Genomic DNA, 26,982 nt, shown 5'->3' on the forward strand with positions numbered 1-26,982 from the left:
TTCAACTGCTAATAATCGCAACATTAGGCACAAAAAGCAACCAAATCCATCAAGAATTTAGTTGCTTTTTTAGCTATTCAAATTAATAATTCTATTATCAAGATTTAAATTTTACAATTGACCCCAAGCTTGTGAAGCGATTGATGGGAATAAGTAAACCATCCGTTCAAGTTCAGTTGCACCAAACTTAAATTCAATAGCTGGTAACAAAGCATTGATAACATCTTCAGCCTTATTTGAAACTTCAGTTGCACCGACCAATTTATGATCTTGATCAAAAATCAATGTGTTCTTACCAATAGTTTCCTTATCAACTTGACGATACCAATCACCTGACAAATCATTTTCAACTACTGTATACTTATCTGGATCAGCCTGAGCTTCAGCAACTGTAACGCCTGCCTTTGCAACACGTGGTGATGTAAAGACAACTGATGGAATAACTGGATAGTCAATTGCATCAGTCGTTTCACCAGCAAAAGTATGCATCAAGTAAGTTGACTCAAAGATAGCAGTTGGTGTCAACTTTGGTTGTGTCTTATCGATAACGTCACCAGATGCATAAATATTTGATACTGATGTACGTAAGTGATCATCAACCTCAATACCTTTTTCATTATACTTAACACCGACTTCTTCCAAACCTAAGTCAGCAACATTAGGGTTACGACCAGTAGCGTCAAGTACCCAATCAGTATCCACATTTAGATCAGCACCACGAACGACTAAGCCGTTGGCACCACCAACAATTGCTTCTACTTCAACGCCACGAACAAATTTAACACCCTTTGATTCTAATTCACTAATAATCAATTCAACATAAGGTTGGTGGTATGCACGCAAGGCTTGATCACCATGTGTGATAACCGTTACTTCAGAACCAGCTGCACTAGCCATTGTAGCAAATTCCATAGCAATGTAACCTGCACCAATAACAGTAACGCGAGCAGGCATTTCACTCAAATTCATAAATTCTTCTGAATCATGAGCCAAATCAGAACCAGGAATATCTAGGCGGTTTGATTGCAAACCAGTTGAAATCACAATGTTTTCAGCCGTCTTTTCTTCACCGTTTACTTTAACAGTGTGGTTGTCTACTAATGTCCCACGTCCGAATAAAATATCTACGTTAGATGAATCTAGCAAACCTTGAATAAAATCAGGCAAACCAGCAATAACCTCATGCTTGTGTTCCTGGTTAGCTGCCCAGTTAATTGCAACATCTCCAGTAACAATTCCATGTACTTCTTCTAAATGACGCTTTAGCGCAACTGGTGAATCCAAAACAATTTTAGCGTTACATCCGCGATTAGGGCAAGTACCACCAATTAAGTCTTGTTCAACAACAGCTACTTTCTTCCCCTTAGCTGCTAATGGAATGGCACCATCAAAAGTACCATGACCACTACCGATATATAATACATCATAATCAAATGCTGTCATTTTTTGTCTTCCTCCCGTGGAATTGTACGAAAATTCTCAATCTGTTGGTATCTCTTATATCAACAACTACATCTAGTATATAAGAAAAATACTAACAATGCATATATTTTAACTTAAATTTATTATTATTTACTTAAAAATAGCACGCTTTGCCATCATAATAAATTCAGTCACCTCTTCTTCTGAGATAGTTAATTTGTTTTGAATCCGTGACTGCAATAACCATTGCATTGGTTGAATCGTTTGGGCAACAATCAAATCAATACTACCTGTAACTAATTTATGTTGTCGATACGCCTGTGTAATAATTGTCAGTAATTCACTGTTAAGTAACGAACCACTATTTTGTAGTTCCGCTGGTAAAAATTGTGGATTAGCTAACATTGCTCCTAAAAATTCAACCTCCCTAACATTATTTCTAAAACGATCCGCATACTGTTGTAATACCTGTGCAAACTGATCCTCAAGTGATAAACTTTCATCTGGCATCACCATATCATTAATTAATAAATTTTGAACTTGCTGAAATAGTTTCCCCAATAAATCAGCTTTATTATCATAATAGACATAAGCAGTTGCAACAGATACACCGGCTCGTTTTGCCATTTTATTAATACTTAAATTAACAATACCTTGTTCTGCGACTAAATCTAAAGCAGCATTTGATAATGCTGTTATTTTGTTTTCATCTCGTTGTCTCATACACTCATTCTAGCTTGTTTTGATGAAAAAAATAAGAGTAAATATTAAAATTAACACTTCCCTTATTTTTTACGACAATTAAAAAACTCGTAAAACTGACATAGGTGCCAATCTCACGAGTTATTTATTAAAAAAATTTTTTAATTATTTAGTACTAGTTAAAAAATCAATAAATCGATTTAGTCCCGCTTGACCAGCTGCATCGGTTTTATAAACACCTGCATCTTCAAGAACACGAACAAATACTTTACCAACTTCTTCTTGGACAATTTCGGTAACATTAGCCGGACTTGCTTGACGAGTATGCTTAATGTCTTGTGCCCATTCACGGTGACTCTCAGCCACTTCTTCTATCGTTGCACGATCAACTAAGAATTTCTCTACTTGTTGCAATTCCATTAATAAACGAGCTGGCAAAATTGCCAATCCCATTACCTCAATCAAACCGATATTTTCTTGCTTAATATGTTGCACATCAGCGTGGGGATGAAAAATTCCCATTGGATATTCATCTGACGTACCATTATCTCGCAAAACTAAATATAACTCATATTGATCATCTTTAAATTGTGCAATTGGTGTCACTGTATGTTGACGTTCACCCTTAGCACTTGTCGCATTAATCATCAATGATTCGTCTGAATAATTTTCCCAAGCACGACGCAAATATTCACCAGCAGTAACAACATCAGCTGCATGCTTTGCAGAAACCTTAAACGCTGTCATTGGCCAATTTAGAACAGACACTGTGACATCTTCATAATCAGGCAACTTAATTGTTTGCTTAATTTCAGCCTTCATCATCGGAAATTCATGGCGACCTGCTTGATAATGCTCTTGTGACAAAATTGAACCACCAACAATTGGCAAATCAGCATTCGAACCAACCATGTACATTGGATAACGCGTAACAATTTGCATTAAGCGCGTAAACGTCCGTTGCCCCATTTCCATTGCTTGACGCTTGAAATTAACAAAGATAGCATGTTCTTCAAAGTATGCATATGGTGAATAATGCCAACCCCAAGTCTCACCACTAAAGTCATCACGAATAAATCGGTGCGTTAATCTTGGTGCTGCCGTTACGCTACCGACATAACCTTCGTTAGTATAGTCCAATGCTGTTGGTGGATAACTCGACTTTGGTGCACTTGCAGCTGCTTTAATTTCTGCAGTCGTTTTTTCAGGTTTTGATAAATTGATTGTTATTTCGATATCCCCATATTTTGAATTATGAGTAAATGCAATATTACGGGCTATATCTTTAACTTTAACGTTCTCAACCGACTCACTAATAAAATAATAATATTTAACAGCTTGTTCAGGATCAACAGCGTACAACCGTTCAAATTCAGCAGCTAACACATCAGGTGTTGGTGTCACAATGTTTAATAATTGTGTCCGATTAATAGCTTCTTGCCATCCCATGTCAAATGAAACATCTTGAATAGCAATTAGTTTATCAGCTAGCACACTTAAACTTGTATCCGTATTACCCACTAAACCTTGTTCAAGACTGGCAGCACCAATCTGAGCTAATACTAAATTAGTTCGATATACCAATTCTTTTTTTGAATAAGCGTGCATGTCCAAGCCCCATGCAACAAAATCTACGACTACTTGGCTTTGTTCTTCATTCAATGACTTCATATGCTATTATGCCTCCTACAAGGCGTGGGTACCATCTACAATGTCAGCAACCAAGAATGATGCTTGGTAGCCAATTTTTTCATTATAGATTTTATCAACTGCAGCCACAAAGTTTTCTGATTCTGACTTTGCAACTAAGGCCAAAGCACTACCACCAAAACCAGCACCCGTCATACGCGCTCCTAGTACACCAGGTTGTGCTAACGCGGCATCAACCAATGTATCTAATTCAATCCCCGTCACTTCATAATCATCACGTAATGAAATGTGTGATGCAGTTAATAATTCACCAAAGCGCACCATATCGTGATCTGACAAAGCAGCCTTAGCCAAAACCGTTCGCTCATTTTCAGTAACAGCATGACGTGCACGACGTTGATTTACAGGACTACTAATATGATCAACAATCTTCTCAAATTCTTCAGAAGTTAACTCACCTAGCGCATTAATATCCACAATTTTTTGTAGTTCTTCTAAAGCAGTTTGCGTCTCGGCACGACGTTCGTTGTATTTTGAATCAACTAGCTCACGCTTTTTGTTGGTCGTCATTATAACAAGATCATAATCACCGAAGTCAGCAGGTACCATTTCATATGCCATTGAGTTAGTATCTAAGAAAATGGCTTGCTTTTCTTGACCAAAAGCAATTGCAAATTGATCCATAATACCAGTTTGAAGACCCAAATAATCATTTTCAACAGCCTGACCAAGTTTTACTAATGATAATGTATCCATACCATAGTCAAATAAGTCATTTAACATAACCCCAATTAATAACTCTAATGAGGCTGATGATGACAAACCTGACGCAGTGGGCATATCACCAACAATTGCTAAGTCAAATCCACGAGGAACTTCGTGACCTAATTTTCCTAGTTCACTAATAACCCCACGTACAAACTTAACCCAACTGTCATATGCACGTAATTCTAAATCATCTTTCGCAAAACTTACAACCCCTGCATCTTTAAAGTTTGCTGAAAACGCATGAATTTCATCATCATCACGTAATGAAACAGCTGCATAAGTTCCAACACTAATAGCCGCTGGAAATACGTGACCACCATTGTAATCAGTGTGCTCACCAATTAAATTAACACGTCCTGGTGAGAAAAAGAAATATTCTGCTGCATAACCAAAACGACGTTGGAATGATTCGCCTAGTTCTTTTGTAAGTGTCATAATTTTAAACTCCTAATTCTTTAATTAATTTTTGTTTGCCTCTTCTTCATGTAAACGCTTTTCAAGTTCAATAACAATTTGTGCATGCTTTTTTTCTGTCAAAGTTACTTTAAACCAGTAAATAATAACAGAAATAACAATCAAAATAATTGGAATATAGAACATAAACAAGTTAAATGATTGCATCCCAGCTGATGTAATATCTTCTGGTTTTGCAGCTCCAGTCATACCAGCAGCGACAGCAGCTATACCAACGATACCATTAGCAAAAGCACCTGCTAACTTATCAATCAATGGACGTAGTGACAACGTAACTGATTCGTTACGGATACCTAACTTCCATTGTCCATATTCCACTGAGTCAGTGATTGTCATCAAAACAACCAAGAACAGAATAGGATATGGTGAGAAGAACAAAGTAATGGCTAGCAATACCAATGGTAAACTATTTGCTGAGAACAAGAATAATGCATATCCGACTAACATAATAATTGCGCCAGATAAGAAAATGGTACGACGTGACAAATACTTTGAAATAGTTGGGAAAATTGCGACGGCAATAATTCCTTCAATGGCTGTGAAAATACCCACTAAGTAGAATTTATCACCTGCACCCATAACGTACTTGAAATAGTACAATAACATTGAATTTGTTGAGACGTATGCTAGTGCAAACAAGAAGTATGACAAAGCTTGCCACATTAATTGATCATTTTTAGCAACGGCTGTAAAAATTTCTTTAATACCAGACTTTTCCGTATTTCGGCGAACAATATTGTCTTCTTCTTTAGTTCCCCAAACAGTTAATAATGTTCCTACGTAAGCAACAACAGCAATCACAATTGCAAACCAGAACCAACCAGTCTTTGTTTCAGCATGTGAGCCTACAAAAGCTAATGAGAACAATGTTACTAATGGAATAACAACAATTTGTACACCTTGCTGTCCTAGCGTTGAACCAAAACGAGCGATTGTTCCAAATTTTTCACGCTTACGACTATCCAATGATAAAGCTGGTAGCATTGACCAGAAGGCAACGTCTTTAAATGAATAAAAAGCATCCAACGTAATAAAGACAATTCCAAATAGCACGATATACAATACTGGGTGACTAACGTTTAAACCACCAAAATCTGTAAAAATCACAACCAATAAGATTGAACTAATCAAACCAGCAACTACCAACCATGGCTTAAATTTTCCCCAACGGGTACGTGTATTATCCACGATTCCCCCAATAACAGGATCAAAAATAATTTCCACAATTCGTAACGTAACAATCAATCCTGTTACCCAACCAATCATCTTATCATTAAAGCCAGTATCCGACGTATTAAATAATTGACTCGTTACGAACATCATAAAATAAGTACTTAATGTTGCGTAAAACGCATCATGACCAAAAGCTCCTGCCGCATAAGACAAGTACTGTTTTGTCTGTTTCATAAAAAAATTCCTCCAAAGCACATATATGTGCATTTCTTACATTAATAATGATAAAGCGCTTTCAAGTTTATATTTGTTCTATTTTAACCAAAAAAAAGGACAAAGTGAAACTTTGTTTAATAGATTAACCAATATTTACGTCCATTATGTCTGCCATTTCCTAAAATTTAGTGGTGTTACCCCTGTTTTTCTTTTGAAGACACGACTAAAATAAGCGGCATCTCGAAAACCACTTTCATTGGCAACTGCCACAACACGCAAATGCTTTTGTGAGACAAGTAATTTTTTAGCATGATTAATTCTAATTTGTAATAAATATTCTTTAGGACTTAGATTAATAATTTTTTGAAACAATCTATCTAAATATTGAGGTGTCACATTAACATGTTTAGCAACCGCCGTAATTGTTAAGTGATCTGTAAAATTTTCTGAAATATAATTCATGGCAGGCTTTACATATCGTTTGAAATCAGGGTGATTAACGTCGACATGATACATTTCTTCATGACCTAATGATAATAGTAAATAATATGATAAGGCTGATACCCATTCATTATCAACGGGCTGTTGATCTAAATTTTCTATAATTTTCTCAACTTGTTGCGTAAATTTTGCACCTCTTTCAGGAGCAATGTAAACATATTCACGATTCATTATTTGCTGATTAAAATCTTCAGCAAATTTACCTTGAAATGTAACAAAAATAACTTCCCAACCTTCATTTTGATTTACTGGTTCATATCGATGTGGAATACCCGGCGAAACTAAGACGCCTGCATTAGGTGGTAAAACTAAATGTTTATTACCTATCCAAAAGTTACCAGATCCATGTTGTGTTTGTAACCAATGAAAATGGGGAAATCCTTGATATCTAATAATTTGATCTTGTTGCCATTCTGCTCCAATATGTTCAACAGTTACCGGAAACTCTTGGGCATCTAAATTGAAATATGCTCGCATATTTTTCTCATTTCTTCTTTAATTTTTAACGTATTTTCATCATTATGAAATTTTAAAATACAATTGCTAGCTACATATATATCATTTTATTCTTTTAGCTATGGTTTGCCTAATATTTTTTTAGAACATTGCTTTTTCAACGATTTACTTATAAAATGTAATTAAATAAATTAAGTATCTACAGGAGGTTTTTTTATGACTAAAGTTGGTATTATTGGCGCAACCGGTATGGCTGGTGCAGCAACATTCAAAGCTGCCCTTACTGCAGGCTTAGACGTTACGGCTATCGTTCGTAGCGCAGACAAAGCTAAAGAACTACTTGGTGCAGATATCAAAGTAATTGAAAAGGACGCTTTTGATTTAACAAAGGTTGATTTAGAACAATTTGATGTGGTCGTAAATGCTTTTGCAACAGCACCTCAACAAGCATATCTTCACACAGATTTAGCGGCACACCTAATTGCTGAATTACGTGAAACTAATGCACCACGTATTATCTTTATCTTAGGTGCTGGTAGCACTTTTGTTGGTACTGGTGATGACCGTCATTACGCTTATGATGACATCAAATCTGATCCTGAAAATGCTGCATGGCAAAGTATTCCAGAAAATCAATTATATGAATTTAACTTCCTTAAAGATGTTAAAAATGTTAACTGGGTTGGTGTGTCACCTGGTCAATTATTTGTTCCTGGTGAACTTTCTGATAATATTCTTTATGGTGAAGATGATATGCTATTTGACGATAATGGTAATTCGCAAACAACTAGCGATACCATGGCAAAAGCAATTATTGATGAAATTACTACACCAAGCCACAAGCAATCACGTTTCATTGTTACAAACGGTTAATTAAAATATCCCCCGCACAGTTGTGCGGGGGGTATTTTAATTAATCACCAATCATTAATAAACCAACTCCAACTAGAACAAAGATGATTAAAAAGCATAGATTAACAACCATTAACTTAAGTGGAAACGCTAATGATTGATGATCTGTTTGTTGCTGGTATTGACGCCAGGCTAATAAATTTGCCAATGAAGCAATTATCGTTCCCAATCCACCAATAGATACACCCAAATAAACGGCATACATATGATCAGTAAAAGCACTCAACAACACTGCTGCTGGCACATTACTAATCACCTGACTTAATCCAACACCCGAAGTAAAAGCACCTATTTCAGTCATCGTTAATTTTTTAAATAGCGATACAATTATTGGTACACGACTTAAACCACCCACAATTAAAAATAGTTCCATGAATAAAATAATAATGCCATAGTCAACAGTTACAAAATTTTTATAATCAATAACAATTGTTAATATGATACTTGTCAACAATGATATGCTAATTGGCACTAAATGCAACAACCCTGCGAGTACAATAACGCTACCTATTAATAACAATATTGTCTGTTTAATCCGAATATTCGGTATTGTTAAAGTTAAATCATCTAATGGTTCTGATTTAAATAAATAACTACTCAATAATAAGCTAATCAAACTAATAATACCTAATGGCAACGACATTTTAAAGAATGCCCCTGCATTCAAATGATAATAATTTGCTAGAAAAATATTTTGTGGATTACCAAAAGGTGTTATTGAACTTCCAAGATTCGCAAATATTGTTAGCAAGATAATTGGTAATACCGGTTTAATATTAATTTTTTGAGCAATAACGATAAATATCGGAATAAACGTTAGAATAGCAACATCATTTGTTAAAAGCATGGCACCAAAGAAAACCAACAAAAAGACTGTTAATTGTACTTGCCTGGTTGTTTGACATTTTTTTATAATGATTATTGCAATATATTTTAACAAATCTTCTTTTTCAAATAATCCGATTAAAATCATTAATGATAATAATGCACTAATTGTTTGAAAATCTATATCTTGAATCTTGACTGATCCAAAAACTAACATAAGAACCAATAAAAATGATGTTATCCATAAAGTACGATCATTTATAATCTTCGAAATAAATACTGGCATTTGACATTTCCCTATTTCATTTTCTAGATAATATAGTTAATATTTATTAACTTTTAAATTTCAGTATAACAAACCCTATATAACATAGTATACGCCTAACTTACTTTTTAAAAAAATAAGCAGCAACTTATCATATCATTCGTGATAAGTTGCTGCTTCAAATTTATACGCAACGACGTTAATAATTATTTACTGACTTATTTTAATCATCAAAGTTTTTCTTACTACCTAAACCAACTAAGCTTAACAAAATGGCTAATATAGACAATATCGATACACCAATTTTCTTAGTATTATATTGGCTATCATGGACACCAGTTTGAGGCAAGTCTGGTTTATCTGTCCTTTTATTCTCACCCGCTATTGTCGTCTGTGATTTTTCTTGAAGCGACTGATCAAATATTGTTTGACTTGTTGCTTGGCCAAATACTGAGGTTGTTTCATCTAGAACATTGGGTTCATTTAGTGTTTCAGATGAATTTGATTCAGAATTTGGTTTAATGACATCTTTTGGATTATTTGGCTTATCTGGTTTTATCGATATGCCTGGTTCCTGGTTCATTGTATAGATAATCGTTTGTTCATTATCTTGACTATCATAAGTTAAGCCATCAACGACTGCACTGTTGGCTTGACTTGACGTGTAACCCGCAATGACAGGTGATTCCTTACTATCGAAGTTATCCTTGCCATCAACTGCTTGCCAACCATCGTCTTGCACGATTTCACCAGTTACCTTATCCACCTGGATTTGGTGCGTAAAGTGAACAGCATCAGTCTTATCAGCGGCGGCCATTGTCCCATCAGCGTATTGGTAATGAATTGTTTGGTGCACATCAGCTGTCAAGGATGTCTTATCGGTCCCATCAGGCCACTTTGGCCCATCCGGATCTTCTGGATTAATTGGTGTGCCAGGTTCTTGGGGGTTGTCCGGATTAACCGGTGTCACACCATGCACGAAGTGCACTTCATATTGCTTAACCCCACCAGCTTGATCGTAAACCACACCATCAGTTGGATAGTTATCGGAAACCAATTCATAACCTTGATTCTCGTATCCTGTAATCTTATCCACTGTTCGGTAATCATCAGTTGTCCCGTAAGCACCGCTTAATTGATCCGCACTAATCACGTCACCCGTCGTGTCATCAATATAACTAACTTGGGCTTTTTCTTCATTGGCCATGTAGATAATCGTTTGTTCATTATCTTGACTATCATAAGTTAAGCCATCAACTGCCTCACTGTTGGCTTGACTTGGCGTGTAACCCGCAATGACAGGTGATTCCTTACTATCGAAGTTATCCTTGCCATCAACTGCTTGCCAACCATCATCTTGCACAATTTCACCAGTCACCTTATCCACCTGGATTTGGTGCGTAAAGTGAACGGCATCAGTCTTATCAGCGGCTGCCATTGTCCCATCAGCGTATTGGTAATGAATTGTTTGGTTCACATCAGCTGTCAAGGACGTCTGATCACTGCCGTCTGGCCACTTTGGCCCATCGGGATTTTCTGGATTGATCGGTGTGCCGGGTTCTTGGGGGTTGTCCGGATTAACCGGTGTCACACCATGCACGAAATAAACAGCATAATTTTGATCAACACTAATATCATTATCAAATACTGATCCTGGTGTAAATTCATCACTGTCCAGAATATACCCTTTATTTTCATAATTATCTATTTCATTACTAGTAGTGTATTCAATGGTACTCCCAGATTGTCCCGTTACTTCATCAACAGATAATTCCTCTCCTGTTGTCTTATCAAAATAATGAACATATGCTGTTTGTCCTGCTACATAATTAAATTCATCAATTCTAAATTGTTGTAAATTAGTTGCCCCACCAGTAGAACCTGACATCATAAATGCAGCTAACTTATTATTAAAATTATTAACATCTACTTCTTGTTCCCAAACGAGAAAATTATTTCTTTGTTTTAAAGTAATCGTCATTCTGTGTGAATTTCCATTATAATCAATTAAAAAATAATGAAAATCACCATCATAAATATTACGATCTAATATTTGATAACCGTTTTTCCCTTTTTGTTGCTCAGTCTCTGCCCACCATACATTATCTCTACCACCTTGTGGTTTCTTATACGTTGTTGTCACAAAACTACCAAAAGGACCACGGACAGGATCCTTATCCCAACCAAACTTATTTGATTCAGTTGTAGCGTTTGAATTTGGTCGAGTTGCACTGTTATACCAAGAATCTAATTTAAATCCAAAAGCGTTTTCCAGCCCAGCAATCCCTAAGTTACCACCTGAAATACCGACATCACTGGTTTTACCATCATGGAAAGCAATACCAATGCCATCAGCACCAGAAGCATTAGCACCTAAATTAACAGACCCTGACAAAGTAAAGTCATAATCTAAATTAATCTTATTTTTAAGCGTAAAATTTCCAACTTGATCTTGTCTATTTTTTGTTAAAGTGACAATACCGTTTTTCTTATCATAGCTAGCATCTTTATTCAGAACAAAAAAATCTAAGAAGTTATCTTTTGTAATTTTTGTATAGTCTTGATTAATATCTGCCAATTGATTAATTGCATCCTTGTAAGAAAGTCGAACAATACTATCTCTGTCATGATTTTGCTTTACCAATCCAGCTTCTGGTGTTGCTAATCCGGTTACAGCCGCCGCGCTTTTTTCTGCAGGTTCTTCTGTCGCTGCTACTTCACTTTCTGGTACAACTTCTTCCGTTGTTGCCGCTTCACTTTCTGATACAACTTCTTCCGTTGTTGCCGCTTCACTTTCTGATACAACTTCTTCCGTTGTTGCCGCTTCACTTTCTGATACAACTTCTTCCGTTGTGGCCGCTTCAACAACTTCTTCCGTTGTTGCCGCTTCACTTTCTGGTACAGCTTCTTCCGTTGCCGCTGCTTCACTTTCTGGTACAACTTCTTCCGTTGTTGCCGCTTCTGATGTCAAACTTTTGCCATCAATGTTTCCGAACTGCTTAGTCCCAACCGTAGTAATATCCTGATCAGCATAAACATTAATATCCATGCTAGTCAATCCAATGCTGATTGTCGTAACAGCTAAACCTGTAAATACCCACTTTTTACCATCTTTATACATTTTATAATGAATTTTATTTTGACCCATTATCAAATCTCTCATCTCATTTCAAAATTCCCCAATTAATAATTTAACTGAGCACAAACTAGTTAAATATTATTCATTAGGAAAGCCTTTTCATAAAAAAAGGAATCGATAATAAAATATCAACTTTTTATGAATTTAAAAAAATAAGATAATTTTTGTTACTTTTTATTAGTATAAAAAACACAAAAATGATGTATAACAGTATTACTAAACAACACATATTAAAGTACTGTTAATTAATAGTTACTATTTGAAAAAAATCTTCAAATATAATATGATTCGTTTATTAAATTTTTAGGGGATTATTTTTATGCTTCCATACTATGCACACTTCATTGATGATGACCAATATCAGGTTATTCGCTTTTTTGAATTATTTTTTAACACACGAAAGCATACCTATTCAATTGAACAACTACAAAAAAACCTTGGACTAAGTCGATATAAAATTAAAGATATTATTGCCAATGGTACGATTCTTAAAGAAGAAATTTCTAATTTAAAACTATCTGTTGATCAAAATATTGTTACTTGTGAAGATATTGATCAATCTATACTAAGAGAAATCATCACGCAATCAGCTAAAAAATCTATAAAGTTTCTAATATTCTTACACATTGTTTTAAATCCTAAACAATTATCAGATAATGAATTCCAAGCTGATATTGGGATTAGTTCAGCAACTTATTTCAGATTAAAAAAACAATTAAAAAGTGATATTGGTAGTAAAAACATCAATTACCTTAAGGAACACGAATCCCAGTTAAGATACATTAGTTTTCGTATTCTTGAATATTTTGATTTTTTTTGCCAATCCTTTACTACAAAACACTTTACCTGAAGATTTTATAACCAAAGTAAACAACAGTATTACGTATTCAGCCATATTATTAGGCAATACACCTAATAATAGTCAACGACAACAAACATTACATTTTGCAATTGTTAATTTTTTCCGTTCAATCCAAAATAAGCATAGTTTGGATGAAAATGATAATCAATCTTTATTAAAATTAAATCCAAGTCATAAGCTCGACTTATTTAATAACCATCTAAGAGAAACTTGGCGTATTCCTCAAGGAGAACATCTTTTACAAACAAGATTGTTTATTACTTTTCTGATTTCAGTACAACAAATACCTCTGGAAAATCTAATTGTGTTAGCCCATCATCAAAATATTATTAATTTAACTGATAGTCAAACTAAGTTAACCAAAAAAATTATTGATACTGAGGTAGATATTGACAAATTTAAAAATTTTTACAAACAGCTTATTAAAATTAATGCAAAATCAATATCGCCATTTCTGATTATTGACTTATTAACCCAACACAATTGGTTTCCATAAGAAATTGATAATAATGCCAATATTAAAAAATTAAGACATGTCTTGATCAAGACATATATGAAAGATACTAACTTTGGCAGTGATAAAGTACCATTAAATTATATTTATACGCAATACACACTAAATATTGCTAATGAACTTTTCCCTCATTATTATGAAAGTCCTATTTACATAGCTGTCGATTTTTCACAACAATTACGTGAAAATTACGTTATTAACCGTTTAGAAAATTCAAAACGGTTAAATATTCATATCGAAAAAAGCACCTCTAATAAAACTGATATTTTAATATCAGATACGCATGATCCAAATTTTGAAAATGAATTTATTTGGAAAGACGATCCTGACATTATTGACTGGATTAACCTAGACGAATTCATTCAATCGCAACATGAAGAAAATAACATTTAATTATTTTTTATTTCAAATAAAAAGCCGAGCAGAACCCCAACAGGTGCTACTCGGCTTTATTTATTTTATTTATTATTATCACGAGCTGTCATATAAGCGCGATTCATTGGCAAATCATGGCCTGCAGGTCCTTTAGTAATTAAGAATTGCATGACATCAATATTACCTGCTTCAAATGAAGCTGCACATGCTTGTAAATACAAGTCCCACATACGAGCAAATTGTTCACCGTACTCTTTAACGGTCTCATCATATACTTTATGATAATTTGCTGTCCAGTGTTCCAATGTCTTTTGGTAATGACGACGTAATGGTTCAAGATCATCTAATTGCAAACCAGCATCCATAATGTGCGTCATATTTTCAACGACGTTTGGAATATAGCCACCAGGGAAAATATACTTTTCGATAAATGGATCAACTCCTGCACCATAATGTTGCCCTGTAATACCGTGAATTAAAGCACGACCATTGGGCACAAGATATTTTGCAACATCTGCAAAATATTCTGCCAAGTTATCCTTACCAACATGTTCAAACATTCCTACAGATGTAATGTAATCGAATTGTTGTTCAATATCACGATAATCTTTTAACATAACGTGAACTTTATCTTCCAAGCCTAATTCTTTAACACGTTGGATCGTGTAATTATATTGTTCTTCAGAAAGTGTTACACCATATGTTTCAAGATCATAATCTTGTGCAGCTGTAATAATCAAAGTTCCCCAACCTGAACCAATATCTAGCAGTTTCTTGCCTGGTTGACTGTTTAATTTATCTAAAATATGGTGGACTTTAGCAATTTGGGCTTCTTCTAATGTCATATCATCACGTGCCCAATAAGCACAAGAATATGTCATTGTGTCATCCAACCATTTTTGATAAAAATCATTTCCAATATCATAATGACTTTGAATATCTTCTTTAGACGTTTCTTTATCGTGGGAAGACGTAAATTTTGACAGTAATGCACCAGTAAAGCCACTTTGATCCGTCAAAAAACTATCTGATTGATTATATGCTGCTTTAACAAGTTCTTGAATACTACCATCAATTTCAATATCTCGTCTCATGTACGCTTCGGCTAATTCTAGTGTTGGTACTTTTGCCATGCGCTTTAAATCAAGCTTTTTGTTAAAAGTAACATGAATATCAGATTGACCTTGACCATATTCTTCAGTCTTGCCGTCCCAATAGGTTACCTTAACAGGTACATTAAACGCACTTGCTAATAGCTTATTTAAAACTTTCTTTTGTAACATACTTTTTAAACCTCACAAACAATAAAATATATATACCTCTATTGTACGCCTCTGTGTCAAGGACATATAAAACACAAATAAAAAAAAGAACCGCCACATTAATGTGGAGGTTCTTTAATTCTTTATGGTAAAAATTTTACCATGAAGCCTTCTTAACACCAGGAATTTGACCCTTGTGTGCCAATTCACGGAAGTTCAAACGTGACATACCAAACTCACGCATGTATGCACGTGGACGACCATCAATCTTATCACGACGGTGGATACGAACAGGTGAAGCGTTGCGAGGCAACTTTGACAAACCAACGTAATCCCCAGCAGCCTTTAGTTCAGCACGCTTTGCAGCGTACTTCTCTACAGTTGCTTCAATCTTCTTTTCCTTAGCGATCTTTGACTTTTTAGCCATGATTACTTTACCTCCTTGAACACTGTAACACGACGCAACTTTGGAGAATATTTCTTAAGCTCCAAACGGTCTGGCGTGTTACGACGGTTCTTAGAAGTCAAGTAGATACGCTCACCGGTTTCGGCGGCTTCTAATAAAATGTTAATGCGCATTAACATAACTCCTTGAATTTATTTGCGGGGTGCCCCCCGCCACTAATTTGAACGACAGGATCAGCTGCATTAAACTAACCCCCAAGCTTGCGCCGTTACAATATAGCTAGTAAATTACAAATACTTATATTACACATGTTTTAGCGAAATAGCAAGACTTTTGCTTGAAAAAAATAAATATTATTTTATGATTCAGCTAAACGCATAAAATACCAACTAACAAATCCCATTGCAACAGTTATAACGTCATTAGCTATAACATCTAGAAAACCATTCACCGGCCAGCCCAGTAGTGTGACGACATATGTTAGAAAATTAAACAAGATATACAAAATACCTAATAAGGTTACTGCATTGCTTAATGACTCAAACTGATTTTCTTGAGCTGAACGTCCTAATTGTATCAAGCTAACGCCCAATCCAATAATCACCAGACCAAACACAACATCTCTAACAGAAATCGGCGTCACTGTAATCGCAACGTCTAATGTAATTGGCCACACAAATTGTAAAACCATCCAAATCAACCAAATTAGTGACAACCAACGTAGATCACGGTTGAATTTATTCTTTTTGGTTGCAATGGCATATTTAATTAATGAAATTAATGTTACTAAAATAAGCATCCCCGCAATCAATTGCAACATTCTAAAGCCCAATTCATAGGGGGTTCCTTTAGCAGTCAACATAGCTACTGGATACGGACCAATTTTATAAGTTGGCCAGGCCAACGTTCCAAGGACACTTTGTAGTATCAATAACAGACTTCCTACCATTCCTGCCCCAATAATAATTTTTTTCTGCCACCACAGTTGCATCATTTTCTCCTCAATTGTATAAAATAAAAAAGAGCAAAAGCCCTATCACCAATATAACGAAAATTTTTTTGAACAGCAAGCTCATAAAATTAACTTTATCAGATGAAGTATCTTTACGCTCTTTATCATCACTAATAATTTAATTAGATTCTATCTCTAATAATAAATCACCACCGTCAACGACATCACCATCAGCAACATGAATTTGCTTAACAATACCGTTAAATGGTGCTTGAATGGTTGTTTCCATCTTCATTGCCTCGGTAACCAACAACGTATCACCTTGCTTAAACGTCTGGCCATCAACCACATCAACTGACAAGACACTGCCCGCCATAGTGGCACCAATCTCATTTTCATTAGTTGGCTCGGCTTTACGTCTTACTATTGTTGTTGTTTGAACACTTGCATCTTGTACATCAACTTCTAATGGTGTTCCGTTAACATCAAAGTAAAGCGTCCGAATACCTTTAGCACTTGGTTCACCAATTTCCTCAAGTTGGAAAATAGCTGTTTTGCCAGTGCCTAATTGGACATCTACTCGTTCACCTATACGCATTCCTTGGAAAAAAGTTGGTGTATCAAGCAATGTCATTGGGCCGAAGTTATCAAATTTAGCAACATAATCCAAGAAAACCTTTGGATACAAAATATAAGAAATTACTTCTTCTGGCGTTGGCTGACGCTTTAACTTACGTGCCAGAGTTGCTTCTTGTTGCGCAAAGTCTACGGGTTCACTTAAAGCACCTGGACGTACAGTAATGGATTTGCGTCCCTTCAAAACAACTGATTGTAGCTCCTTAGGGAAACCACCAACAGGTTGTCCCAAATCGCCGGCAAAGAAATCAACGACTGATTGTGGGAAATCAATTGTTTGCCCTTCAGCAAGAACCTTTTCAGGCGTCAAATCATTTTGAATCATGAACAAAGTCATATCCCCAACAACCTTAGATGATGGTGTCACCTTAATAATATCGCCGAACATTTTATTAACTGTAACGTACATCTTCTTAATATCAGACCAGCGATCTCCTAAGCGTAACGCTTGTGCTTGTTGTTGTAAGTTAGAATACTGACCACCAGGCATTTCAACTTCGAAAATATCCGTTTGTGTACTGCTTGTTGCACTCGCAAAGTCACGATAATAAGGGCGCACACTCGTCCAATAATCATTAATTTTATTTGCAGCATCAACATTTACTTCAGGTTGACGCTTATTACCACTTAATGAATAATAAACTGCCCCCATTGAAGGTTGTGACGTTGCACCAGAGAAAGCGGACATTGCCACATCAATAATATCAACACCCGCATCAACCGCGCGTGCATAGGTGTACACACCATTACCAGTCGTATCATGTGTGTGTAGATGAATTGGCACATCGACTGTATCTTTCAACGCACTAACTAATTGATAAGCAGCCTCTGGTTTTAATAGTCCAGCCATATCCTTAATCGCAATAATGTGTGCACCAGCATCAACTAATTCTTGTGCAAAATCAGTGTAATACTTCAAATTATACTTTGTACGACTTGTATCTAAGATATCACCTGTATATGCCATGGCAACTTCAGCAAGCTTATTATTATCGCGAACATATTGAATTGACTTTTCCATCTGTGGTAACCAGTTCAAACTATCAAAGATACGGAATACGTCCATCCCATTAGTTGCTGCTAATTTAATGAATTCTTGCAATACATTATCTGGATAATTTTGATAACCAACAGCGTTAGAACCTCTAAACAACATTTGTGTCAATGTACGTGGCATCTTCTCACGTAGGATACGCAAACGTTCCCAAGGATCTTCTCCCAAGAAACGATAAGCTGTGTCAAAAGTAGCACCTCCCCACATCTCACTTGAGAATAAATTAGGCAATGCATTTTGTACATCTGTTGCAATAGCTGCCATATCTTTTGTACGCAAGCGTGTTGCAAACAACGATTGATGGGCATCTCGCATTGTAGTATCTGTTAGCAATACCTTATCTTGTTGTTTCAACCAATCAACCACACCCCGTGGACCTTTACTATCTAAAACATCCTTAGCAGTTACCAAATCACTTGGCAAAACAATGTCTTTAGCTGGTTCAATAGTGTTTGCGGTATAAATTCTTGGTCGGTTATGATCCAAACCAGGGAACCCGTTAACAGTCGTCTCGGCAACATAGCGTAATACCTTACGTTCAGGATCCTTGTCTGGCAAAATTTCAAATAATTCAGTGTGCTTATCAACAAAAGTTGTTGGTGCTGAAGCACTTCTAAATGTTGGATGCGCAAAAACATTCTTCAAGAATGGAATATTTGTTTTCACGCCACGAATAACAAACTCATCCAATGCGCGCTGCATTTTATCAACAGCCGCTGTAAAATCAGATCCGCGTGTCACTAACTTAACTAATAGTGAATCAAAATATGGTGTAACCGTTGCGCCTGCAAATACATTACCTGCATCTAAACGGACACCAGTTCCACCTGGTGAACGATACCACTCAATTTTACCTGTATCAGGCATGAAATCATTAGCTGGATCTTCTGTTGTAATACGTGATTGAATTGCAACACCATTAGCTGTTAATTGGTCTTGCATCGGGATATTCAATGGAGCTTCATGTAGACGATAGCCCTGAGCAATTAAAAGTTGTGATTTAACGATATCGACACCCGTCACCTCTTCTGTAACGGTATGTTCAACCTGAACACGTGGGTTAACTTCAATGAAATAAAAATTATCACCCTCTACTAAAAATTCAACCGTACCGGCATTTTGATAGTCAACACTACGCATTAAACGTAGTGCAGCATCTTGAATACGTTGTCGCATATTAACAGATACTGAAACCGCCGGTGCAAATTCAATAATTTTTTGATGGCGACGTTGAACGGATGAGTCACGCTCGAATAGATGCATAACCTCCCCATGTTCATCAGCTAAAATTTGGATTTCAACGTGTTGTGGATCCTTTAGATATTTCTCTAAATAAATATCGGGCTTACCAAAACTTTGTTGTGCTTCCGAAGCAGCACGTTCAAACGCTTCTTTAAGTTCTTCAGCATGCTCAACAACTCGCATACCACGGCCACCACCACCAGCAGCTGACTTAACAAACAATGGATACCCATGCGTTTCACCAAAAGCTAATGCCTCAGCGACATCCGCAACGGGATGATCTGTACCAGGAACTGTTGGTACATCAGCCTTTATAGCTGTTTGCTTAGCAACAATTTTGTCACCAAACATTTTTAAATGTTCAACTTTTGGACCGACAAATTTAATACCAGCTGCTTCAACTGCAGCTACAAAATCAGCGTTCTCTGATAGAAAACCATAACCTGGATGAATTGCATCGGCACCGGCTTGCTTTGCAATACGGATAATATCATCAATATCCAAATATGCAGCAATTGGGGCTTTGCCTGCACCAACTTGATATGCTTCATCAGCCTTAAAACGATGAACGGCAAATTCATCTTCTTTTGCAAAGATTGCTACCGTTTTTATTCCGAGTTCCTTAGCTGCTCGAATTAAGCGAACAGCAATTTCACCTCGGTTTGCAATCAACAACTTTTTCATTTAGTTGAATCCCCCGTGTCTTTGTATGCCTACCTTATTTTCACATTTTATGATAAACATCTAATTTATTTTACCAAAAAAAAGCGCTATACACTACCATAAAATAGTATATAGCGCAAATATTACGGTTTTTAAGTGGCTTAAAACGATAAAAGAAATTTAATGTTTGTTTTTGACTTCTTCAAACTCTCCGTCAAAAACATCAGCACCCGGTTGAAAATTATGCCTAGCATTTGCTGCATTTATATTGCGAGCTATCATTTGTTTAGTACGTCGTAAGCGGACACGCCAGCCAATCCAAACAGCTAATATAACAATTAATAATAAAAACATTTAAATTCCCCCAACTTTAGTCTAACTACAGTACCTAGGATAACTTAAAATATACTTAGTTAATTATTCAGCGTTTAGTGTTGCAATTTTAACAACTGTATCAGCCGCTTGTTGCATAACTGTCGTTGAAACATACTCATAGCGACCATGCATATTTTCACCACCAGCAAACAAGTTAGGTGTTGGTAATCCTAGGAATGTAATCTTTGAGCCATCAGTACCACCACGAACTGGTTCAATAATTGGTTCAATATCCAACTGACGCATCGCTTCAGCTGCTAAATCAACAGATGTCATATCATCCTTTAGCACTTCACCCATGTTGTAATATTGATCTTTCAAAGTCAACTTAATACGATCAACACCCAATTCTTTATTCAAACGATCAACAATTTCAGTCATCAAAGTCTTACGAGCTTCGAATTGTTGACGATCATGGTCACGGATAATGTAATCCATGCGCGCATCTTCAGGAGTTCCTGTCAAACTCAACAAATGGAAGAAACCTTCACGACCTTCTGTCAATTCTGGTCGGTCACCTGCCGGCAATGCATTATGTACATCAATGGCTACCTGTAATGCATTAACCATTGTATCCTTAGCTGTTCCTGGGTGTACGTTACGTCCTTGGATTTCAATTACTGCTGAAGCAGCCGAGAATGTTTCCCATTCAAGTTCACCCAATGGGCCACCATCAACTGTGTAAGCAAAGTCTGCGCCAAATTCAGCAACGTGGAAATTATCAGCACCAATACCGATTTCTTCATCAGGTCCAAAAGCAAAGACCAACTTACCATGCTTAGCTTCTGGGTGCGCGATTAGATATTCAGCAGCTGAAATAATTTCAGCAACACCGGCTTTATCATCGGCACCTAACAATGTTGTACCATCAGTTGTAATTAATGTATGACCTTCATATTTTTTTAATGAAGGAAAATCTTCCACTGTTAATGAATATTCATCATTTAATTTAATCTCTGATTCACCATCATAATCAGTGACAAACTGTGGTTGTACATTTTCAGCAGTAAAGTCAGCTGTGTCAACGTGTGAAATAAAGCCAATTGTTGGTACTTCTTTATCAGTATTAGCAGCTAATTCTGCAAATACATAACCGTCAGCCATGGTACGAACATTTTCTAAACCGATTTCTTCTAATTCAGCTGCCAAATCTTTCAAAAAAGCAACTTCTTTAGGATCTGAAGGAACTGTCTGTGAATCCTCATTTGATTGTGTATTAACCTTCACGTAATCAATAAAGCGATTAATTAAATTAGGATATTTTTCTTCTGTCATGTTAAACCTCTTTCTTTAAATATAAGTATATGGATCTGTATTAATTGTTGATGAAAATACATCATCGATGTCCCAATGATTTTCTTGTTGCCATTTTTTAATCAGACTAACCATCTTATCTTTAGCAATAGCTTCCATATGATGATCAGGATCAATGACCACAAAATCATCTGCCAAAACATCATGCGCAGTATGATAATAAAAATCAGCCGTAACATAGGCATCAGCACCAGCAGCTAAAGCAGCTGGATACTCATCCCCACCGTCACCACCAAGCACTGCAATTCGTTGAATAGGACGTTTTAAATCTTTTGCAATCACGCGCACTGCCTTAACCTGGAATAGGTCGCGAATAAACGCTGCATATTCGGCTACAGTTTGTGGTTGTACCAATGTTCCAATTCGGCCCAATCCAGTCTGACCATCTGCATTTGGAATCAATGGCGTGACATTTTGAAGTTTTAGCGCCTCAGATAGCCAATCATTCATCCCACCTTTAGCAGCATCTAAATTGGTATGTGCTGCATAAACCACAATATTGTGTTTAATCAAATCGGCATACATTTTATTTTGTGGAACTGATAAATCTAAATTCTTGGCTGGTTTAAAAATCATCGGATGATGTGCAAAAATAAAATCAACATCTGCATCGATTGCTTCTTGAACAACTTCTGGACGAACGTCTAAAGTCGTCATAATACGATGAATTTCTTGTTTAGCATCCCCAAGTTGTAAGCCAATTGGATCTTTTTCCCACGCCAATTCTTTCGGTGCGTATGCTGCAATTTGCGCAATAAGCTTATCGGCTTGCATAAACTAACGCCTCCATAATGGTTTGTAATTCATGTTGATAAGATTGATATGCTTCCGTATCGGTTTTATCAGCAGTTTCCAGATTCTTCATAATACTTTCAATTCTGTTAGCTTCACGTTGCCATTTTTCCGTCCAAGCTGCTGACGGTTCTGTTAGATGATAAGGACCAAATTGTAATTCACGCGCTGAGTAAGTTACATTTCCCGGTTCAGCTACCAAAATTTCATAATAATGTCCTTCGTCAGCAACAACTGCTTCATCTACTAAACGATAACCATTTTCTGATAACCAAGTGCGTACTAAATCAACATCAATGTTAGGTTGTAAAACCAAACGGTGATAGCGCTTAGTCTCTAATTGGCCGTCAGTCAAAATTTGACAAATCAAGCGTCCGCCCATGCCGGCAATGACAACTGTATCAATTAAATCGTTGGTTTCGATGGCAGCCAAGCCATCAGCTAAACGTGGTATTAAACGATCGCCTAATCGATGACGCTGTACTTCAGATTTCACGTTAGCAAGCGGTCCAGGTGCCACTTCACCTGCAATCGCAAACGATATTTGATTATTTAATAATAAATTAGCTGGTAAATAAGCATGATCTGACCCAATATCAGCCAAACGGGCTCCATCAGGTACAAAATTGGCTACTGCCGCTAAACGTTTTGACAAATGCCAAGCGTCCATTATTCATCCTCGTTTCTGTATCTTATTATTTTCTAATATTCACATTATACATTTTTAAACACACTGTGACAAACTGCCTAATAACAATAAAAAACGTCCTATACCAGGAGAACATAAGCTTGTTTTCCTAATATAGGACTCTTTTATTTATAATTCTTGATCAACTTCATTTTGCAAAGCCGAAACCATATCAAAATCATCTGGTACCAACTGAACATAAGCTTGTAAGGCACGTAATGCCAGCTCACGCTCCCCTTCATTTCTGAAGTAATAGTAAGCCGGCTTCAAGAATTCAGCTGTATCCATAAATGATGGTAACGCTGCTTCCCAATACTTCGTTGCCATGTCAAAGTCTTCCAAAGCTGTATAACTTTGTGCCAAGTTCCAATACAATTGCGGATTAATATCCGTATCATCATTAGAGAAGTATTCGTTCAGCAAGTTAATGTTACCAACATGATCATCATTTTGAACTAAAAAGTCTGAATAACTTGTAATAAGTATTGCATCATCCGGAACATTCTCTAATCCTTCTTGATACAATGACTTAGCTTGTTCTTCTTCCCCTAGCTCCGCTGCAATCTTAGCACCTTCTTGGTAGAACTTAACATTAAACGGATCAACTGCAATACCTTCTTGATATGTTACCAAGGCCTTATCTGGTTCATGCGTGTCCATATAAAGTTGTGCTAATGGTTCATACACACCAGCATAAGATGCATCTAAATCACGCAATTGCGTAAACGTCTTGATCGCTTTTTGCCAATTTTCAGGATTTGTTGCATAAGTCAATCCCAATTGGAAGCGAACATCTGGTGTCATATCAGCTTCTTTAATTTGTTCTAAGTAACCCAATGCATTATCAAAATTGCCAACAAGTGCATACGCAACACCAATGCGCGATACAATATCTAATCCTGAGAAATAACGTTCACCCGCTTTAATCAATTGACGATAATATGGAATCGCTGTTTGATATTTACCAGTAGCAAAGTAAAACTCAGCTAACGCAAATTGAATAATTGGCTCTTGATTATCTAATTGATAAGCTGTTAACAATTTATCTTCAGCCGCCTCAGTAAGACCTTCTGATTGGTATAAATCAGCAGCAACTAACAATGACTCTAGATAAGCTGTCGAATCCGTAGAAATTTCTGAAAGGTACATCAATGCCTTATCAGTATCATCGTCATCAATGGCAATATCAGCCAAAGCTGTCCGTAGTTGGTCTTCATCTGGATACTTATCCAATAATTTTTGATAGGCCCGTTTGGCTTGGTTTGAAAATCCTAAACCATATAATTCTTCTGCTAATGAATAAATTGTATCATCATCGTCATAACGTAGTGATGATGCAAATGATTTTTTAGCAGCATCTAATTGTCCACTTGATAATTCATCAAGCATACGTTCTGCAAAACTAGCCATTAGAGCGTCCTTTCATAATACGATGTTATTTTTTATTTTGTTGTGCTTTTTGCTTAGCTTTCTCTAATAAAGCTTGACGGGCAGCTTTTTTCTGTTCGACCGTGGTTTTTCCTTGTTTAGCGGCACCACGTGCAAAGTCATTTGATTTAATTGTTCCTTGTCCCATTTTATCTAACCTGTTTATTATTTACTTTAAAGATTTGTTAGTCAAAGTCACGACATTAGCAACCGACGCACCAGCAATGGCTTTAACCTTTAGTTCTACTTGATCATTTTCTTGCAATAACAATGCATCCTGCTTTTGTGATGGATCCAAGGTGTATAGCGTGTCATCATCAACTAATTTAAACACTACCACCTGCTTACCATTTAAGGTTGCATTGGTGTTAACACGACCAACTTTACCAGTAATCTTTTTAATTTTAACTTTTTGATCACTAGCAGCGGCTGACTGGGCACTACCAGCTAAAGCATTACGGTATGATGCCAATGCATCTGAAGCATTAGCACCTTCACCAATAACGTTTTGATCAGCACCTTTAATATAAGCATATTCACGGAAACGCTCATTATTATCCATCATTGAGACAACCCAAGTTGGTGTACCATCAATATTCATGATAACCGGATTTGATCCATGCCACTTATTTTGTGGATGCAATTGCTTAGCAACCTTCATAGCACCCTCAGAATCCATAATACCGACATTCTTACCAGTATAGAAACGCAGCTTACCAGAACGCGTATCAATTAATGAATAACCTTTATCAGAATCGGCATTTGATCTAACTGTTGTGAAATCATCAAAGTATGCCAACGATCCATTCACGTTAAACATTGGTGTAACACCACTTTCGGAACCATTCTCAGTTGGCTTGATTTGGTTCTTATGACGGAAATTAAATGCATATGGATTACCATATGTACGATTCATCAAAGTTGCTGCTTCAGGAGAAACACCCACATCAACCCACTTAGGCAAATCCTTAGTCTTGTAAACTTCAGTCTTACCCGTATTAGCATTTGTGATTGCGACATGGATGTTATTAAACATCACTTGACCAGCCCAACGTACATTTAACAATGTTTGGACCCAGTAAGTTTGACCACTATTATCTACTTCAAGAATAGGTTCACCAACTTGTTGGTAACGTGGATTTGCCATATAAATCTTACGTGCGATACTATGTGAGAACCAACTTGTTTCAGAATAAGCCATTTTTTCCTTCACAAAATGGGCCGTATCGTTAATATCTGTTGCTGAAACAACAAAATATCCCGGTAGTTCACGATTCATAAACCATGAAACAAAGCCATTAAACTCAACTGGTGCAACGTAATAAGGCTTACCTTTGATGTATTGTGCTGATAGATCACCTAGCTCATACATTGACGAATCTGGAACCTGCGAAAAGGCTTTTTTCATCATATTCTGTGCTGCTTGTGCAGACAAAGCAATTGGTTGATCATCTTTAGTCAATGGCGCTTCTTTTTGCTTAGTAGCCTGCACCGAATGATACATTGGTCGAACTGTCAAAGATTTTGACACACCTGCCACTACTGAAATACCAATTGCAATCAACGGAATAACAAATGGCCACAAAGTGATATTTAGCGCCATGCGGTCATGCTTTTTCGTTGTAACTTTCTCAATTACCACAGTGGCACTACCAATTAATAATGTCCAAATACTAATTAGTGTTGTCTCTAATGCTACCGGCATCACCAATTGTGATAGTGTTGGCACCGGCATCCACCAATAAACAAAAATTGCGTTTAAAATAGTTAAGCCAGCAACGGCTAACCAATCTAACTTACCCAGTTTTAATTTTTTTGCCCATAAAAAAGTCGCGAACATCGCGATTTCAAGGACCAAAAATGATGTAATCATGTAGTTCTCCTCAATAAAATATAGATACGTTAATTGTACCATA

Annotated in this window: 24 protein-coding genes; 4 read left to right on the forward strand and 20 right to left on the reverse strand. The window is 36.4% G+C overall.

Annotated features, from left to right (window positions below; translation table 11 throughout):
• Window positions 1-111 precede the first annotated feature (111 nt).
• From FFM55_RS04240 to FFM55_RS04265, 6 genes are all read right to left on the reverse strand, one after another.
• The gene (locus tag FFM55_RS04240) at window positions 112-1,443 is read right to left on the reverse strand and encodes a dihydrolipoyl dehydrogenase family protein (RefSeq protein WP_042493937.1); all 1,332 of its coding nucleotides are present in this window, start codon (window positions 1,441-1,443) and stop codon (window positions 112-114) included.
• 129 nt (window positions 1,444-1,572) lie between these two features.
• Window positions 1,573-2,145, reverse strand: coding sequence for a TetR/AcrR family transcriptional regulator (locus FFM55_RS04245; RefSeq protein WP_042493935.1), 573 nt, complete (start codon window positions 2,143-2,145; stop codon window positions 1,573-1,575).
• Between the two features lie 144 nt (window positions 2,146-2,289).
• Window positions 2,290-3,795 carry a UDP-glucose--hexose-1-phosphate uridylyltransferase gene (locus tag FFM55_RS04250; RefSeq protein WP_042493932.1) on the reverse strand — a complete coding sequence of 502 codons (1,506 nt, stop codon included), beginning with the start codon at window positions 3,793-3,795 and terminating at the stop codon, window positions 2,290-2,292.
• 15 nt (window positions 3,796-3,810) lie between these two features.
• A complete protein-coding gene (locus FFM55_RS04255) occupies window positions 3,811-4,977 on the reverse strand; it encodes a galactokinase (protein ID WP_137600550.1) in 1,167 nt (388 codons plus the stop codon).
• A 24-nt stretch (window positions 4,978-5,001) separates the two neighbouring features.
• Entirely contained in the window at window positions 5,002-6,423 is a 1,422-nt protein-coding gene (locus FFM55_RS04260) for a glycoside-pentoside-hexuronide (GPH):cation symporter (RefSeq protein WP_137600551.1), read from the reverse strand.
• Window positions 6,424-6,567: 144 nt separating this feature from the next.
• Entirely contained in the window at window positions 6,568-7,383 is an 816-nt protein-coding gene (locus tag FFM55_RS04265; RefSeq protein ID WP_042493927.1) for an AraC family transcriptional regulator, read from the reverse strand.
• Between the two features lie 195 nt (window positions 7,384-7,578).
• On the opposite strand from FFM55_RS04265, the gene FFM55_RS04270 reads away from it, so the two are divergent.
• A complete protein-coding gene (locus FFM55_RS04270) occupies window positions 7,579-8,235 on the forward strand; it encodes an NAD(P)H-binding protein (protein ID WP_042493925.1) in 657 nt (218 codons plus the stop codon).
• A gap of 40 nt (window positions 8,236-8,275) precedes the next feature.
• On the opposite strand, the gene FFM55_RS04275 is transcribed toward FFM55_RS04270, so the two are convergent.
• Both FFM55_RS04275 and FFM55_RS04280 read right to left on the reverse strand, forming a co-directional pair.
• Window positions 8,276-9,385: an SLC13 family permease gene (locus FFM55_RS04275; RefSeq protein WP_137600552.1), complete on the reverse strand. Its 1,110-nt coding sequence runs from the start codon at window positions 9,383-9,385 to the stop codon at window positions 8,276-8,278.
• Between the two features lie 202 nt (window positions 9,386-9,587).
• Entirely contained in the window at window positions 9,588-12,512 is a 2,925-nt protein-coding gene (locus FFM55_RS04280) for a lectin-like domain-containing protein (protein WP_170999654.1), read from the reverse strand.
• Window positions 12,513-12,822: 310 nt separating this feature from the next.
• On the opposite strand from FFM55_RS04280, the gene FFM55_RS04285 reads away from it, so the two are divergent.
• Genes FFM55_RS04285 through FFM55_RS04295 form a run of 3 tightly spaced genes read left to right on the forward strand, consistent with a single transcriptional unit; the run spans window position 12,823 to window position 14,272 of the window.
• Window positions 12,823-13,353 carry a helix-turn-helix domain-containing protein gene (locus tag FFM55_RS04285; RefSeq protein ID WP_042493919.1) on the forward strand — a complete coding sequence of 177 codons (531 nt, stop codon included), beginning with the start codon at window positions 12,823-12,825 and terminating at the stop codon, window positions 13,351-13,353.
• A complete protein-coding gene (locus FFM55_RS04290) occupies window positions 13,301-13,861 on the forward strand; it encodes a hypothetical protein (RefSeq protein WP_042493917.1) in 561 nt (186 codons plus the stop codon). The genes FFM55_RS04285 and FFM55_RS04290 overlap by 53 nt, the downstream gene beginning before the upstream one ends.
• Before the next feature lie 57 nt (window positions 13,862-13,918).
• Window positions 13,919-14,272 (forward strand): hypothetical protein, encoded by a 354-nt coding sequence (locus FFM55_RS04295; protein WP_042493915.1) that lies wholly within the window; start codon window positions 13,919-13,921, stop codon window positions 14,270-14,272.
• A gap of 65 nt (window positions 14,273-14,337) precedes the next feature.
• Here the strand turns inward: FFM55_RS04295 and FFM55_RS04300 are convergent, their stop codons facing one another.
• From FFM55_RS04300 to FFM55_RS04345, 12 genes are all read right to left on the reverse strand, one after another.
• Window positions 14,338-15,537 (reverse strand): SAM-dependent methyltransferase, encoded by a 1,200-nt coding sequence (locus tag FFM55_RS04300; RefSeq protein ID WP_137600554.1) that lies wholly within the window; start codon window positions 15,535-15,537, stop codon window positions 14,338-14,340.
• Between the two features lie 136 nt (window positions 15,538-15,673).
• Window positions 15,674-15,943 (reverse strand): 30S ribosomal protein S14, encoded by a 270-nt coding sequence (rpsN, locus tag FFM55_RS04305; protein ID WP_042493910.1) that lies wholly within the window; start codon window positions 15,941-15,943, stop codon window positions 15,674-15,676.
• Between the two features lie 2 nt (window positions 15,944-15,945).
• Window positions 15,946-16,095 (reverse strand): 50S ribosomal protein L33, encoded by a 150-nt coding sequence (gene rpmG, locus FFM55_RS04310; protein WP_002827335.1) that lies wholly within the window; start codon window positions 16,093-16,095, stop codon window positions 15,946-15,948.
• 185 nt (window positions 16,096-16,280) lie between these two features.
• Complete coding sequence (locus FFM55_RS04315; RefSeq protein ID WP_137600555.1) at window positions 16,281-16,916, reverse strand: hypothetical protein; 636 nt, start codon at window positions 16,914-16,916, stop codon at window positions 16,281-16,283.
• Between the two features lie 136 nt (window positions 16,917-17,052).
• Complete coding sequence (locus FFM55_RS04320; protein WP_042493904.1) at window positions 17,053-20,490, reverse strand: pyruvate carboxylase; 3,438 nt, start codon at window positions 20,488-20,490, stop codon at window positions 17,053-17,055.
• A gap of 159 nt (window positions 20,491-20,649) precedes the next feature.
• The gene (locus FFM55_RS09800) at window positions 20,650-20,823 is read right to left on the reverse strand and encodes a hypothetical protein (RefSeq protein ID WP_155982519.1); all 174 of its coding nucleotides are present in this window, start codon (window positions 20,821-20,823) and stop codon (window positions 20,650-20,652) included.
• Between the two features lie 63 nt (window positions 20,824-20,886).
• Entirely contained in the window at window positions 20,887-22,119 is a 1,233-nt protein-coding gene (gene pepT, locus FFM55_RS04325; RefSeq protein ID WP_042493902.1) for a peptidase T, read from the reverse strand.
• A 15-nt stretch (window positions 22,120-22,134) separates the two neighbouring features.
• Entirely contained in the window at window positions 22,135-22,932 is a 798-nt protein-coding gene (locus FFM55_RS04330) for a Nif3-like dinuclear metal center hexameric protein (RefSeq protein WP_042493900.1), read from the reverse strand.
• A complete protein-coding gene (locus FFM55_RS04335) occupies window positions 22,919-23,620 on the reverse strand; it encodes a tRNA (adenine(22)-N(1))-methyltransferase (RefSeq protein ID WP_042493897.1) in 702 nt (233 codons plus the stop codon). Before FFM55_RS04335 ends, FFM55_RS04330 begins: the two co-directional genes overlap by 14 nt.
• A 147-nt stretch (window positions 23,621-23,767) precedes the next feature.
• Window positions 23,768-25,048: a tetratricopeptide repeat protein gene (locus FFM55_RS04340; protein ID WP_042493895.1), complete on the reverse strand. Its 1,281-nt coding sequence runs from the start codon at window positions 25,046-25,048 to the stop codon at window positions 23,768-23,770.
• Window positions 25,049-25,073: 25 nt separating this feature from the next.
• A complete protein-coding gene (locus FFM55_RS09805) occupies window positions 25,074-25,214 on the reverse strand; it encodes a hypothetical protein (RefSeq protein WP_167494795.1) in 141 nt (46 codons plus the stop codon).
• A gap of 21 nt (window positions 25,215-25,235) precedes the next feature.
• A complete protein-coding gene (locus tag FFM55_RS04345) occupies window positions 25,236-26,939 on the reverse strand; it encodes a hypothetical protein (protein WP_042493893.1) in 1,704 nt (567 codons plus the stop codon).
• Window positions 26,940-26,982: the final 43 nt, after the last annotated feature.

It is taken from the genome of Weissella sagaensis (assembly GCF_005405285.1).
Taxonomy (GTDB): Bacteria; Bacillota; Bacilli; order Lactobacillales; family Lactobacillaceae; genus Weissella; species Weissella sagaensis.